This is a genomic window from Clostridium thermobutyricum (assembly GCF_000371465.1).
Taxonomy (GTDB): domain Bacteria; phylum Bacillota; class Clostridia; order Clostridiales; family Clostridiaceae; genus Clostridium; species Clostridium thermobutyricum.
The window spans coordinates 1,457,188-1,471,488 of sequence record NZ_KB850956.1; the positions used below are offsets into that span (position 1 = coordinate 1,457,188).

At 27.2% G+C, this 14,301-nt stretch carries 13 protein-coding genes and 2 riboswitches; of the genes, 9 read left to right on the forward strand and 4 right to left on the reverse strand.

What is annotated here, in order from left to right; translation table 11 throughout:
• Nucleotides 1-61: 61 nt before the first annotated feature.
• A complete protein-coding gene (locus HMPREF1092_RS06765; protein WP_002597899.1) occupies nucleotides 62-2,767 on the forward strand; it encodes a transglycosylase domain-containing protein in 2,706 nt (901 codons plus the stop codon).
• Nucleotides 2,768-2,999: 232 nt separating this feature from the next.
• A complete protein-coding gene (locus HMPREF1092_RS06770; RefSeq protein ID WP_002597900.1) occupies nucleotides 3,000-4,403 on the forward strand; it encodes an alanine/glycine:cation symporter family protein in 1,404 nt (467 codons plus the stop codon).
• Between the two features lie 26 nt (nucleotides 4,404-4,429).
• Here HMPREF1092_RS06770 and HMPREF1092_RS06775 read toward each other — a convergent pair whose 3' ends face one another.
• Together HMPREF1092_RS06775 and HMPREF1092_RS06780 are read right to left on the reverse strand one after the other, a co-directional pair.
• A complete protein-coding gene (locus HMPREF1092_RS06775) occupies nucleotides 4,430-5,272 on the reverse strand; it encodes a hypothetical protein (protein ID WP_002597901.1) in 843 nt (280 codons plus the stop codon).
• 115 nt (nucleotides 5,273-5,387) lie between these two features.
• On the reverse strand, nucleotides 5,388-6,464 hold the full coding sequence (locus tag HMPREF1092_RS06780; protein WP_040414049.1) for a GNAT family N-acetyltransferase: 1,077 nt from the start codon (nucleotides 6,462-6,464) through the stop codon (nucleotides 5,388-5,390).
• Between the two features lie 400 nt (nucleotides 6,465-6,864).
• Between HMPREF1092_RS06780 and HMPREF1092_RS06785 the strand changes: the two genes are divergently transcribed.
• The 5 genes from HMPREF1092_RS06785 to HMPREF1092_RS06805 are packed head-to-tail and all read left to right on the forward strand — an operon-like array spanning nucleotide 6,865 to nucleotide 11,160.
• Complete coding sequence (locus HMPREF1092_RS06785) at nucleotides 6,865-7,404, forward strand: helix-turn-helix domain-containing protein (RefSeq protein WP_002597903.1); 540 nt, start codon at nucleotides 6,865-6,867, stop codon at nucleotides 7,402-7,404.
• 27 nt (nucleotides 7,405-7,431) lie between these two features.
• Nucleotides 7,432-8,478 carry a spermidine/putrescine ABC transporter ATP-binding protein gene (potA, locus tag HMPREF1092_RS06790; RefSeq protein WP_002597904.1) on the forward strand — a complete coding sequence of 349 codons (1,047 nt, stop codon included), beginning with the start codon at nucleotides 7,432-7,434 and terminating at the stop codon, nucleotides 8,476-8,478.
• Nucleotides 8,479-8,481: 3 nt separating this feature from the next.
• Complete coding sequence (locus tag HMPREF1092_RS06795; RefSeq protein WP_002597905.1) at nucleotides 8,482-9,327, forward strand: ABC transporter permease; 846 nt, start codon at nucleotides 8,482-8,484, stop codon at nucleotides 9,325-9,327.
• Complete coding sequence (locus HMPREF1092_RS06800) at nucleotides 9,321-10,127, forward strand: ABC transporter permease (protein WP_002597906.1); 807 nt, start codon at nucleotides 9,321-9,323, stop codon at nucleotides 10,125-10,127. The genes HMPREF1092_RS06795 and HMPREF1092_RS06800 overlap by 7 nt, the downstream gene beginning before the upstream one ends.
• Nucleotides 10,105-11,160: an ABC transporter substrate-binding protein gene (locus HMPREF1092_RS06805; protein ID WP_002597907.1), complete on the forward strand. Its 1,056-nt coding sequence runs from the start codon at nucleotides 10,105-10,107 to the stop codon at nucleotides 11,158-11,160. Before HMPREF1092_RS06800 ends, HMPREF1092_RS06805 begins: the two co-directional genes overlap by 23 nt.
• A 32-nt stretch (nucleotides 11,161-11,192) precedes the next feature.
• Here the strand turns inward: HMPREF1092_RS06805 and ndk are convergent, their stop codons facing one another.
• Nucleotides 11,193-11,591: a nucleoside-diphosphate kinase gene (ndk, locus tag HMPREF1092_RS06810; RefSeq protein WP_002597908.1), complete on the reverse strand. Its 399-nt coding sequence runs from the start codon at nucleotides 11,589-11,591 to the stop codon at nucleotides 11,193-11,195.
• A gap of 99 nt (nucleotides 11,592-11,690) precedes the next feature.
• Here ndk and HMPREF1092_RS06815 point away from each other — a divergent pair, with 99 nt between their 5' ends.
• Both HMPREF1092_RS06815 and HMPREF1092_RS06820 read left to right on the forward strand, forming a co-directional pair.
• Nucleotides 11,691-11,972, forward strand: a complete 282-nt coding sequence (locus tag HMPREF1092_RS06815; RefSeq protein WP_423219188.1) for an acylphosphatase — start codon at nucleotides 11,691-11,693, stop codon at nucleotides 11,970-11,972.
• 14 nt (nucleotides 11,973-11,986) lie between these two features.
• Nucleotides 11,987-12,643 carry a tetratricopeptide repeat protein gene (locus HMPREF1092_RS06820; protein WP_002597910.1) on the forward strand — a complete coding sequence of 219 codons (657 nt, stop codon included), beginning with the start codon at nucleotides 11,987-11,989 and terminating at the stop codon, nucleotides 12,641-12,643.
• A gap of 31 nt (nucleotides 12,644-12,674) precedes the next feature.
• On the opposite strand, the gene HMPREF1092_RS06825 is transcribed toward HMPREF1092_RS06820, so the two are convergent.
• Nucleotides 12,675-14,027: an alanine/glycine:cation symporter family protein gene (locus HMPREF1092_RS06825; protein WP_002597911.1), complete on the reverse strand. Its 1,353-nt coding sequence runs from the start codon at nucleotides 14,025-14,027 to the stop codon at nucleotides 12,675-12,677.
• Between the two features lie 69 nt (nucleotides 14,028-14,096).
• A riboswitch (glycine riboswitch) is annotated at nucleotides 14,097-14,183 on the reverse strand.
• A gap of 2 nt (nucleotides 14,184-14,185) precedes the next feature.
• A riboswitch (glycine riboswitch) is annotated at nucleotides 14,186-14,266 on the reverse strand.
• Nucleotides 14,267-14,301: the final 35 nt, after the last annotated feature.

Genomic DNA, 14,301 nt, shown 5'->3' on the forward strand with positions numbered 1-14,301 from the left:
ATATAATTATGTTATAATTGTATGGAATATTATTTTTAACACTAAAATTTAGGAGGGACAGATGGCAAAAGATAATATCTCAAACAATCGAAGAGATGGCCAAAACACAGGTCCACGTAAAACAAATATTTCTCGTGGAAAACCTAATGGCATAAATGGGGATAATAAAAATAAAACAAATTCTAAAAGACGCAAATCTAAAAAATCTAAAGATAAATCCCAAAATAAAAAGGGAAAGAAAATTCTAAAATATTCACTTATTTCAATACTACTTTTACTCTTATCTGCTAGTGTAGTTGGATTGGGTTATATATTTGCAATTATAAAAACAGTTCCTGAAATAGATTTAGAAAAAATTAAACATGGCAATCAACCTTCATCTTTCTATAGTAAAGATGAAAAATATATTGATACACTAAACGTTGCTGATAAGACTAAAACTACTTTACAATCTAATGAAATACCACAAAACTTAAAAAATGCAATTGTATCTATTGAAGATGAAAGATTTTATGAACATAGTGGTATAGATGTAAAAAGATTAGGTGGTGCTGTTTTATATGATGTTAAATATTATTTAACTGGTAAAGGAGGACTTCAAGGTGCTTCTACTTTAACTCAACAATTAATAAAGAACACTATGCTTACAAATGAACAAAAAATTGAAAGAAAAGTAAAAGAAATATATTTAGCTATGCAATTAGAAAATCATATGACTAAAGATGAAATATTAACTGCATACTTAAATAATTTCCCAGTTGGTGGAATTTCATATGGTGCCCAAGCTGGTGCTAAATATTATTTTAATAAAAATGCTAAAGATTTAAATTTAATAGAATGTGCTTATTTAGCAGGAGTTACACAAGCAACTAATACTTATAATGCATATATTTCTGAAAATGTACAGAACCCAAAAAGATATATTGATAGAACTAAAACTGTTCTTATGAAAATGAGAGAACATGATTATATTAATGAAGAAACATATCAAAAAGCATTAAAAGATTTAGATAATGGAAAACTTAAATTTGAACGTGCTCATATTGATTACAGACTTAAATATGAATGGGCACTTGACCCTGCTTTAGACCAAGTAAAAAAAGATTTAAAATCTAAATATAAATATACAGATGAAGAAGTAAATAATATAATATCTACTGCTGGATTAAAAATATTTACTACTATAGATACCCAACTTCAAGATAATGTTCAAAAAATTCTTGATAATTACAGTAATTTCAATATGTATGGATCTGATACTAAAAATAAAGATGGCGTTCCTAATCTTCAAGCAGCTGCTACTGTTATAGATTATAGAACTGGAGAAGTTCGTGCTATTGTAGGTGGACGTGGAAATCAAGGAGCAAAATCTACTAATAGAGCTTATAATGCTCTAAGATCTGTTGGATCATCTATAAAACCATTAACTTCTTATGGACCTGCTATTGACCAAAAAGTTTTAACAGCAGCTTCTGTTATTGATGATTCACAAAATGAAAATATAAAGAAAATATATGGTGGAGAATTAAAAAATTCACCAAACTCTTATAAAGGACTTTTATCATTACGTGAATCGCTAAAATATTCAAGTAATATTGGTTCTGTTTTAACAGCTAATTCAGTTGGAGCTAAAACTGGTATTAATTATGGTGAAAAAGTTGGATTAAAATTTAATGATAAATCAAAAGGACTTTCAGCTGTTGGTCTTGGACAATTTAATAATGGATCTAATGATATTGATGGTGGAAATACATTTGTTATGGCTTCTGCTTATGGAATATTTGGTAATGGCGGAGTTTATATAGAACCAAAGCTTTACTCTAAAGTTCTAGATAGAGATGGAAATGTAATATTAGAAGCTAAAAAAGAAAAAACTAATGTTCTTTCACCACAAGCTGCTTATATTCTTTATGATATGTTAAAAGGTCCAATAACTTATAACGCATCATATGCTAAATTTGGTTCTATGCCTGTAGCTGGTAAAACTGGTACTACTGATAGTAACAAAGATTATTGGTTTGCTGGCTTAACGCCTCACTATAGTGCAGCTGTTTGGGTTGGTTATGATAATCAAAGACAAATAAATGGTGGTGGATCTGGACAAACTGCGGCTTCTCTTTGGGGTAAAATAATGAATATTGCTAATGCTGGATTAAGTACTACTGATATAAATATGCCTAGTGGAATTGTAAAAACTTCTGTTTGTATGGATTCAGGTAAATTACCTACATCCCTTTGCAAAAGAGATCCTAGAAGAAATAGAATAAGAACTGAAATGTTTATATCTGGTACTCAACCTACTGGATATTGTGAAACTCATGTTGAAGCTGAAGTAAATAGCAAAAATAATCTTCTTGCTAATGAAAATACTCCACCTAACTTAAGAGTTATGAAAGTATTTATAAAGAAAGATTATCCAAATGCTAATACTGCTGACAGTAAATATGTTTTACCAACATCATATGATAATAGCAAATATGAAGAGCCTAAAGAAGAAGATACTAATGAAAAATTAGAAGATGAAAATAATGAAGTTACTCCACCTTCAGAAAATATAACTGAAGGTGATAGTGGAACTTCTGAAGGTGGAACTGATAATAAACCAAGTGGTGATACTACACCACCTACTAATAATACACCACCTGTTAATAATGGAACTCCACCTACTAATAATACCCCACCTGCTAATAATGCAGCTCCACCTACTAATGCTCAATCTAATAATTCAAATAGAGCAAAACCAAATAAATTCGATATAGCAGCTTAACATTCCAAAATACTACCTTTAATTAGGTAGTATTTTTTTATTTATTAAATTTAATTTTAAAAACATTTTATAATTTGAATTAATATAAAACACTTCTTGCATTTTAATCCTATTTAATTTATTTTTTTTATTTTATAAGAACTTTTTTGCATAATTATTTTTATATTATTGCATTTTAATCTTATTTAATATAAAATGTATATTAAATAAGATATGTAGGGGGTATTAAATAATGGATGCTTTAAATTCTATTATTATTAGTTTTAATGATTTCTTGTGGACATATATTTTAATAGCTATGTTATTAGCTCTTGGTTTATATCTTTCAATTAAAACTAATTTTGTTCAATTTAGATACATAAAAGAAATGTTTAGACTTTTAGGGGATGGTATAGGAAATAAGAATAAAAAAGGAAGCATATCTTCTTTCCAAGCTTTTTGTATTAGCACTGCTTCTAGAGTTGGTACAGGTAATTTAGCAGGTATAGCTATTGCTATAGCAGCTGGAGGACCTGGAGCAATTTTTTGGATGTGGATTATTGCACTTCTTGGTTCTGCTTCTAGTTTTATAGAATCTACACTTGCTCAAATTTATAAAGAAAAAGACATTGATGGTACTTTCAAAGGTGGCCCAGCTTATTATATGGAAAAAGGTTTAAATAAAAAATGGATGGGAGTATTATTCTCAATTCTTATAACTATATCATTTGGATTAGTCTTTAACGCTGTTCAAGCTAATACAATAACTGCATCTTTTCATGAAGCATTTAATGTAAATGAAATAGTAGTGGCAATAATTCTTTCAATAATAACTCTTTTTGTAATATTTGGTGGTGTACATAGAGTTGCTAAAGTATCTGAAGTTATTGTTCCTGTAATGGCAGTTGCATATATTTTAGTAGCTTTATTTATAATATTAATTAACTTCACTAAATTACCAGAAACTATTGCTTTAATTTTTGAAAATGCTTTTGGATTTAAGCAATTTACAGGTGGTACTCTTGGCGGAATAATTTTAATTGGTGTTAAGAGAGGTCTTTTCTCTAATGAAGCTGGAATGGGAAGTGCTCCTAATGCAGCAGCAACAGCTTCAGTTTCTCATCCTGTAAAGCAAGGATTAATTCAAACATTAGGAGTTTTTACTGATACTTTAATAATCTGTAGTTGTACTGCTTTTATTATACTTTTATCAGGAGTTGATTATACTTCAGGAGGTGTTGAGGGAATCCAACTTACTCAACGTGCTCTTAGTGCTCAAGTTGGTTCTTGGGGAAATATATTTATTGCTATCTGTATTTTATTATTTGCATTTAGTTCAATTGTTGGTAATTACTATTATGGAGAATCTAATATATCATTCTTAACATCTAAAAAAAGATATATTTTTCTTTACAGAATATTTGTTGTTTTTATGGTATTTAGCGGATGTTTAGCTAAAGTTTCTATAGTTTGGAATTTAGCTGATGTATTCATGGGATTCATGGCAATAGTAAACTTAATTGCGATATTTCTTCTTAGTAAAATTGCATTTGCAGCTCTTAAAGATTATACTGAACAAAAGAAAAAAGGAATTAAAGATCCTATATTTAAGAAAGATTCTATTGAAGGTTTAGAAAATATTTCTGAATGGGAATAAAAAAAGCACACTAATTTGTGTGCTTTTTATTTTTCTTCATAACTACTATGCTCAACTTCTTTAATTATATTAATTATCTCTCCTTTATCAGCAGTTACAAAGTAATCGTATTTTTCTTTTCTTATTTTTTTATTTAATAATTCTACTTTTATAATGTAAACTAATTTGCTTTTTTCTTTTCCCTCATTTTTACTATAATAAGCTATATAAGTTTCATCCTTTATACTAGCATTACTATTTGTTTCTTCTAATTTAACTTTAACAATGTTTTTAGCCTCTTCTTCACTTATATTTATATTTGTTTCTCTAACGTCAATACTTTCTGCTCTATTTATATATCCTACTAATTTTCCAGTTTCTTTATGAATATTTAATATCACTTCTATTCCGTAATAAGGATATCCATCTATAATTCTTTGAAATTTTAGAACATAATATGGCAATTTATCTCTATCTTTATTTTTTACTTCTCCAACAAATAAATATTTATTATTACAAAGTTTATTTAAGTATGTTTCTCCTAGATTTATAGCTTTATTAATGTTTATTTCATTTTTAGGGTTACTATATTTATTATTTGTAAAAGCTACCAATTCATATTTATCATTTAATTCTAATGTATATTTTTCATTGCTTATTTTATATAATTTTATGTTTCCTTTTTTATTTACTCTAGATACTGTACTTGTATAAGTACTCTCTTCTAAACTATCTATTATTTTTTCTTCTTCCATAAACTTAAGTATCTTTTTTGAACAGCGTACCTCTTTTTTTAGTTGATAATCATTTAAAAATAAAAAAATAACTATTGTTATCAATATAACTAAACTTAGATACATAAATTTAGAATTTTTTAAGTTCCTATACATATTTCCTCCAATTTAATTATAAAAGTTTAAATTAAACTTTCTCTCTTAAATCTAAGTATTATATTATATGTATATTATAAAAATAAAAAAATAGGACAATGTATATAAACTTGTCCTATTTTAATCCTAATTCATTTTCAATTTTTTCTTCTATTTCTCCACCACAAACTTTTTTTACAATATTTAAGCAAAGCTCTAATGTTCCCATAAGATTTGTGCTTAACATTATTTTCCCATTATCTATATAATTTTTGTTCAGTATTCTAAGCGTTCTTTTTTCTTCATCTAAAAGTGATTTAATCCACTTTCCATTTGGTACAAAAATTCCGTTTAATTCCTTGCATTTAACTAAATAACTTATTCCCTCAGAAAATGCACAAATATAATCACATTCTATATAATTTTTTAGAATATAGTCTATTATATTTTTAGAATTTTCTTTTGTATCAATACCACCAGGAATTATTATTATGTTAGGTTTTTGTTCACTTCCAGCACTTCTTTTTATTTCTATTCCAGAGTTTCCTTTTATCTTATCTACAAAAGAAACACTTGAAGTATTAAAAATCTCTTCCTTTGCTATATTATTAGCTTTATTAAATATTTCAAAAGGCATTGAATAATCTAAAACATTCATTCCATCTAAAACCAATACTTCAACATATTTTTTAGATCCTTTATTAGAATTAAAAAATTTTTCTTTAGTTATCCTACAGGTAATCCCTTCCTTTGCTTTTCCTATTTGTTCAAACTTAAATTTTTTAGAGAGTTCTATTCCTTTTTCAGTTCTAACTGTATCCATCATTATATTACCTCCAAATTCTTGGAAATAATATTCTAATAACAGATTTATTGCTTCTTTTCCATATCCTCGTCTTCTATGTTTATCATGAACCTTTATGTTAAACCTTGCAGTTTTAGTTACAAGATCGTATCCATGAAAGCTTACTTCTCCAACTGGTATATCTTTATTATTGTATATTAAACAGTAAAAATTCTTACCATCTGATGGACTAACCATCTTTTTATAAAATGGCTCCCATTTATCTTCACTAAAATTAAAAACACCACCAATACCTTCCATAGTGGCTTCATCACTCCAAAGTTCAGATACATACGCCATTTCACTATATTCAGGTTGCTTTATATATACTTTCTTACCATTCCTTCTATACAGGCCTTCACTTTTCATATCTTTCACTTTTTATTCTCCTCTCTTCATTTAATAATATTATATCAAAATTATGTAGCTTTTTTCCACTACTTAAGACTATTTATTTAAATATATTTGGAATTTTTTTCTTTTAAAATTTATTATTAAATTATTTTTCAACTTAATTTTAACTTGATTAGTATTTGTAAACTTTTAGAAGGCTTTTTTTAAACAATTTTATTTAATTATATCTACCAACCCACTATTACTAATAACTTTTTTCGATTTTTTTTAATTTTTTTTAAATAAATATATTGATTTTTTAACACAAAAAATTTATAATAAGTTTTGTTTGTTTAGTAATCATAAACTTTATGTTTAGTAAAACTTAAATTTTATAATTATTAAACAAATTATTTAAAAGAAAGCTGGTGTTATTTTGGATATTGGAGAAAAAATAAGAAGTCTTAGGGTAGCAAAAGGTTTAACACAAGAAGAACTTGCTAATAGATGTGAACTTTCAAAAGGATTTATATCTCAAGTTGAAAATGACCTTACTTCTCCTTCAATTGCCACTCTTGTAGATATATTAGAGATTTTAGGTACAAATTTAAATGAATTCTTTAGTGAAAAAACAAAAGAAAAAGTTACATATTCACATGAAGACATGTTTGAAACAGAGGATGATAATCTTAAATATAATTTAAAATGGTTAGTTCCTAATGCTCAAAAAAATGATATGGAGCCAATAATGCTAACTATATATCCAGGTGGAAGATACATAGAAGAAGAACCTCACGAAGGTGAAGAATTCGGACTTGTTTTAAATGGTACTATAATTCTCCATCTTGGTGATACAAGCTATAAAGTGAAAAAAGGTGAGACATTTTATTTTAAGCCTAAGTGGAACCATTGGATATCTAATGAAGGTAAAACTTTAGCTAAAGTAGTTTGGGTGGTTACTCCCCCATCATTTTAATAAGTATTATTAGAAAGAGGTGTTTTCATGAGTGATAACATTTTAGAAATTAAAGGTATTAACAAAAAATATGAAGATAATGTAGTATTAGATAATTTAAATCTTAATATAAAGAAAAATGAATTTTTAACTCTTTTAGGACCAAGTGGATGTGGTAAAACAACTACTTTAAAAATAATTGCTGGATTTGAAAATCCAGATAGTGGGTCTGTTATGTTTGGAAATAAAGATTTATCAACAATTCCACCTCATAAAAGACCTGTTAATACAGTTTTTCAAAAATATGCTCTTTTCCCACATATGAATGTTTTTGAAAATATTGCTTTTGGGTTAAAAATTAAAAATGTTCCTAAAGAACAAATAAAAGAAAAAGTAACTGAAATGCTTAAACTTGTTGCTTTATCAGGTTTTGAAAAAAGACGTATAGAATCTCTTAGTGGTGGACAACAACAAAGAGTTGCTATTGCTCGTGCACTTGTTAATGAACCTGAAGTTTTACTTTTAGATGAACCTTTAGGTGCTCTTGATTTAAAACTTAGAAAAGAAATGCAAATCGAATTAAAAAAAATACAACAAAGACTTGGAATTACATTTATATTTGTAACTCATGATCAAGAAGAAGCTTTAACAATGTCAGATACTATTGTTGTTATGAATAAAGGTGTAATTCAACAAATGGGTACACCTCAAGATATATATAATGAACCTGCTAATGCTTTTGTAGCTGATTTCATTGGAGAAAGTAACATTGTAGATGGTATTATGCTAGATGATTTTAAAACAGAATTCTGTGGAAGAGTTTTTGAAACTCTTGATAAAGATTTTGGTAAAAATGAACAAGTTGATGTAGTTATAAGACCTGAAGATATCCAAATGGTTCCTCCTTCTGATAATGTTTTAAAAGGAACTGTTTTATCAGTTATATTTAAAGGAGTTCATTATGAAATAGAAGTTAAATTAGAAGATTCTGATTATAAATGGATTATACATAATACAAAATCTGCTCCTATAGGTTCAACTATTGGACTTATGTTAAATCCTGAAGATATTCATGTAATGAGAAAGGTAAGATAAGCTATGAGTAAAAGCAAAAATAAATTTAGTCTTATAGCTACTCCTTATGCTATATGGAGTGCTTTATTTATTGTGGTTCCACTACTTATAATTTTATTTTTTAGTGTAACTGTTTCAACTCCTGATGGATATCAATTTTCTCTTCAAAACTTTACTAGAATGTTTCAGGAGCAGTATATTGCTATATTTTTAAAATCATTATTTTTAGCAGTAATATCAACTATTATATGTCTTATTATTGGATTTCCAATTGCATATATAATTTCTAAAATGAATATAAAAAGAAGAAATCTTTACATTATGCTTTTCATTCTTCCTATGTGGATGAACTTTTTATTAAGAACATATGCTTGGATTCCTATACTAGGTAAATATGGAGTTGTTAATAACTTTTTAGGTCTTTTTGGAATTGAACCAATACAATTTTTATATAGAAATGGGACTATTCTTTTAGGTATGGTTTATAACTTCCTACCTTTTATGATACTTCCTATTTATACAGTATTATCTAAAATAGATAATGATTTAATAAATGCTGCCAAAGATTTAGGTGCAAATGATAAAGAAGTGTTTACTAAAATTATTTTTCCTTTAAGTATTCCTGGAGTAGTTTCAGGTATAACTATGGTGTTTATGCCAGCAGTTTCTACTTTCGTTATTTCTAAACTTTTAGGTGGTGGAAAAACTATGCTTATAGGTAATGTTATTGAACAACAATTCACTTCTATAAACAACTGGAATTTTGGTTCATCAATTGCAATTATATTAATGATTTTAATCCTTATCTCTATGGCATTTATGGCAAAATTCAGTGGAGATAGTATTAAAGGAGGAGGAAAGCTATGGTAAACAAATTTGTAGATTTTTTCAAGAAATTTTATCTTGCTATAATTTTTATATTCTTATATGCTCCCATTGTTACACTTATAGTTTTCTCTTTTAATGAATCTAAAAGTATGGCAAGATGGACAGGATTTACATTAGATTGGTATAAATCTTTATTTCAAAATGATACTCTTTTAGAGGCACTTTATTATACAGTTTTAATTGCTATAGTTGCTTCTATAATAGCAACTATAATTGGTACTATTTCAGCAATTGGTATTTATTATATGAGAGGAAAAAGAAAATCTCTTCTTCTTAATGTAAATAATCTACCAATATTAAATCCTGATATTGTTACTGGTATTGCTCTTATGAGTCTTTTTATATTTTTAAAATTTAATTTTGGTTTTAATACAATGCTTATAGCTCATATAGTTTTTGATATTCCTTATGTTATACTTTGTGTTCTTCCAAAATTAAGTCAACTTCCTGATAATACAATAGAAGCTGCTATGGATTTAGGTGCAACTCATTTTTATGCCCTTAGAAAGGTTATAATTCCGCAAATTAAACCTGGTATAGTTGCAGGACTTTTAATGGCATTTACTATGTCAATTGATGATTTTGTTATATCATTCTTTACTACTGGTCCTGGAGTAACAAATCTTTCTATTGAAATTTATTCAATGGCTAGAAAAGGTATTAATCCTCAAATTAATGCCCTTTCAACTTTAATGTTTGCTACTGTACTTACACTTTTATTAATAGTAAATAAAAAGACTAACTCTAGAGGTGATTCAAATGAAAAAATTAAAGGTTATTAGTGCCATATGTATTATCTCTTTAATCTGTATTGGTCTTTTTATAGGTTATATAAAAAATAAAGAAGATAATAAAACTGATGGCAAAGTATTAAATGTTTATAATTGGGGAGATTATATTGATCCATCTCTTATAACTAAATTTGAAAAAGAAACAGGAATTAAAGTTAATTACAATACTTATGATACAAATGAAACTATGTATGCTAAAGTAAAAAGTGGATCTAGTGATTATGATATAGTTGTTCCATCAGATTATATGGTTGAAAAAATGATTAAACAAGGACTTTTAGAAAAAATAGATTTTAATAATATTCTTAATTATAAATACATAGGAAAACAATTTAAACATTTATCTTATGATCCTACTGATGAATACTCTGTTCCATATATGTGGGGTACTATAGGAATTGCTTATAATTCTAAATATATTAAAGGTCCTATAACTAGTTGGAAAGATCTTTGGAATCCTAAATATAAAGATCAAATAGTTATGTTTGATTCTATGCGTGATTCTATGGCTATTGCTTTAAAAACTTTAGGATATTCAATGAATTCAACTAATCCTGAACAAATAAAAGAAGCTGGGGAACTTTTACGTAAGCAAAAACCACTTGTATTAGCATATTTTGTTGATGAAGTTAAAGATGCTCTTTTATCTGGAGAAGCTACTATAGCTCCTGTTTGGTCTGGAGATGCAGCTTATATGATGAGCGAAGACCCAGATATAAAATATGTTATCCCAAAAGAAGGTTCTAATGAATGGTTTGATGCTTTATGTATACCTAAAGGAGCTAAACATAAAAAAGAAGCTGAAATGTTTATAAACTTTTTATGTAATCCAGAAAATGCTCTTACAAATGTTGAATATATAGGATATCAAACACCTATTCCTGAAACGTATGAAATGCTTCCTGAAGATATAAAGAAAGAATACCCTTCAGAAGCTGAACTAAAAAATTGTCAAATATATACTGATTTAAATCAAAAAACACTTGATCTTTATGATGAAGAATGGATAAAATTAAAATCATAAAAAAATCCAAGGGTTATATCCTTGGATTTTTCTTATTTAAACCAAATATTTATTTCTCTCTCAGCACTTTCATTAGAATCAGAACTATGAACACAATTTTCTCTTATACTATTTCCATAAAGATTTCTTATAGTTCCTTCTTTAGCCTCTAAAGGATTTGTCGAACCATTTAATTCTCTTACTCTCTTTATTGCATCTTCTCCTTCTAAAATCATTGCACAAAGTGGACTTCTAGTTATAAAATTTACTAAATTTTCAAAGAAAGGCTTGCCCTTATGTTCAGAATAATGTTCCTTAGCAATACTTATATCTGCTTTCATCAATTTTAAATTTGAAATATTCAATCCGTTCTCTTCATAAAGGCTTATTATCTTCCCTATTACCTTTTTTTCTACCCCATCTGGCTTAATTAAAACTAGACTTCTTTCCATATTTTTTCTCCTATTACTTTTTTTTCATTATATTATATATTATAATTCCGTAACTGTTTTCATGCAACTTTTATGTTATAATAATAAAAAAATTATGAGGTGATTATATTGAAAAGATATATTATAAATTTTACTGGAAAAGTCCAAGGTGTAGGATTTAGATATTTTTGTCAAATGAATGCTTTGAAATATTCTCTTCTAGGAAGTGCTAAAAATTTAGATAATGGAAGTGTAGAAGTAATTGTTCAAGGTAATTTAGATGATATAAAATTATTTTTAAAAGATGTAAAAAAAGGAAATAGGTTTATAAATATAAATGATTATTCTATAAATGAAATTCCACTAGATGGCACATTAAAAAAATTCAACATTACCTATTAGAGTTATTAATGTAAATGTTTTCAAGCGTTATAATTCTATTATGCTTTACAACTGATTATGGAGGTTATTTTATTAAAAATCCTTTAGTACTTAGAAAGTTTGCTTTAGATATGATTAAAAGAAATAATTTATCTAAGGCAAAGCTTGCTCTATCAAAATCTTTAGCAATTAATTCTGAATTGCATGATACTTATACACTTATAGGTGATATTTATTTTCTTGAAAATAAAAAAGAAGAAGCTCTAAATTATTATAAAGCTTCTATGCATTTATTAATTCTATCGTCTATAAATGTATCATCAAATGGAATAATTGATAATAAATTTTATTCTTTATCAAAAGATGCTCAAAATTCATTATCTTCTAAATATGCCCAATATTTATTAAATGAATCAACTATTTCATTTCATGTTGGACATGCTCTATTAAATAACTTGAATTTTACTGAATACGAAAAAGTTTATCGTGAAGCATTGATAACTAAATTAACTTTAGAAACTATTTTATATATACACAATTTATCTTCTGAGCCATATTTAGAATATAGAAATTCCAATATTATTCCACTTGGAAGAGACTATTTAATAAAAAATATAAATTGGGATCTAATTTTTTCAAATAATGTACATGATATCTATATAAATAAAGACTTATCTAAACTCTCTATTTAGACAAGTCTCTAAACAACTGTGCTTACATAAATTAAGTACAGCTTTTTTGTTTTAAACTATTAAAATATAAATTTGTTTCACTAAAAATAACTTTTCTAAGTCCTATAATAGCTATAAGATTTGGTATAGCCATAAGTCCATTTACTATATCTGCTGAAATAAATATTATGTCTAAAGATAAGAATGAACCTATGAATACTAAAAATATATAAAATATTTTAAAAGGTTTAATTGCTCTTTCTCCAGCAATATATCCTATACATTTTTCTCCATAATAATTCCATCCTAAGATAGTTGTAAATGCGAAAAATACTAATCCTATATTAACTATATACTTACCTATCATAGCTATTGGAAATCCAATTTCAAATGCTGCTGTTGTAAGTGAAGCTCCATCTAAATGTGATGTATACATCCCTGTTAAAACAATTACTATTCCTGTCATTGAACAAATTATAATTGTATCAAAAAATGTTCCTGTCATAGATATAAGTCCTTGTTTAGCTGGCTCTTTTGTTTTTGCAGCAGCTGCTGCTATAGGTGCACTTCCAAGCCCTGACTCATTTGAAAAAACACCTCTACTTACGCCTCTCTGCATTGCTATTATAAATGTAACTCCAAAAGCTCCTCCTAGAGCTGCTTCTGGATTAAAAGCACTTCTTATTATTAAACTAATAGCTTCTGGTACTTGTCCTAAATTAAATAATATTACTATTATAACTCCTACTATATATAATCCTGCCATAAAAGGAACTACTTTTTCTGATACATTAGAAATTCTTTTTATTCCTCCTAATGTAACTAATGCAACAAGAGTTGTAACTATTATAGCTGTTATTATTATTGGGATGTTAAATCCAGTTTTCATTGCTTCTGAAATAGAATTTACTTGTGCAAATGTTCCTATTCCAAATAAAGAGACTAATACTCCAAAAAGTGCAAATATTTTAGCAAGCCATTTATTATTAAGACCATTTTGTATATAATACATTGGTCCACCACAAACTTCTCCATTGTTATCAAATTCTCTATATTTTATTGCTAGTAAGCCTTCTGCATATTTTGTTGCCATACCGAAAAATGCTGCAATCCACATCCAAAAAAGTGCTCCTGGACCACCAGCTTTTATCGCAGTTGCAACTCCTACTATATTTCCTGTTCCAATTGTTGCAGAAAGTGCAGTACATAGAGCTCCAAAACTTGATATATCTCCTTTTTCATTTGTTTCATCATCTTTTGAAAATACAAATTTTAATGCAAGTTTTAATTTAGTTATTTGCAGAAAACCTAATTTAAATGTAAGATAAATTCCTGTTCCTACTAACATGATTAATAATGGTGGTCCCCAAACTAGATTATCCACCGCTGTTAAAAATTCTTTCATAAAAAAAATCCTCCTAAAAATAAATTTTTGGGAGGAGATTATATAACAAATAAAATATTTGCTATAAATCCCCTGTCCTTTTACCTGAGAGTTTGGATACAAATAAATAAATGTATCTTGCTCCTTCGGTGCTCCTTAATAGAGTCTCTCCAGAGGCTCGTCCAGTAGCGGTCCTTTTACCTGAAAGATTACCATCTTCGGTGGAATACTAAATGTATTCTCTCTCCCACTACCTTCGTCCGAACATATTAAGTTGTTAACATTATAATAAAAT

Excerpts from the sequence above, each read along its gene's own strand:
- HMPREF1092_RS06800 (WP_002597906.1), top strand. The coding sequence starts at position 9,321 with ATGGTAAACAAATTTGTAGATTTTTTCAAGAAATTTTATCTTGCTATA.
- ndk (WP_002597908.1), bottom strand. The coding sequence starts at position 11,591 with ATGGAAAGAAGTCTAGTTTTAATTAAGCCAGATGGGGTAGAAAAAAAG.
- HMPREF1092_RS06775 (WP_002597901.1), bottom strand. The coding sequence starts at position 5,272 with ATGTATAGGAACTTAAAAAATTCTAAATTTATGTATCTAAGTTTAGTT.
- HMPREF1092_RS06770 (WP_002597900.1), top strand. The coding sequence starts at position 3,000 with ATGGATGCTTTAAATTCTATTATTATTAGTTTTAATGATTTCTTGTGG.
- HMPREF1092_RS06780 (WP_040414049.1), bottom strand. The coding sequence starts at position 6,464 with ATGAAAAGTGAAGGCCTGTATAGAAGGAATGGTAAGAAAGTATATATA.
- HMPREF1092_RS06765 (WP_002597899.1), top strand. The coding sequence starts at position 62 with ATGGCAAAAGATAATATCTCAAACAATCGAAGAGATGGCCAAAACACA.
- potA (WP_002597904.1), top strand. The coding sequence starts at position 7,432 with ATGAGTGATAACATTTTAGAAATTAAAGGTATTAACAAAAAATATGAA.
- HMPREF1092_RS06820 (WP_002597910.1), top strand. The coding sequence starts at position 11,987 with ATGTTTTCAAGCGTTATAATTCTATTATGCTTTACAACTGATTATGGA.
- HMPREF1092_RS06825 (WP_002597911.1), bottom strand. The coding sequence starts at position 14,027 with ATGAAAGAATTTTTAACAGCGGTGGATAATCTAGTTTGGGGACCACCA.
- HMPREF1092_RS06795 (WP_002597905.1), top strand. The coding sequence starts at position 8,482 with ATGAGTAAAAGCAAAAATAAATTTAGTCTTATAGCTACTCCTTATGCT.
- HMPREF1092_RS06805 (WP_002597907.1), top strand. The coding sequence starts at position 10,105 with ATGAAAAAATTAAAGGTTATTAGTGCCATATGTATTATCTCTTTAATC.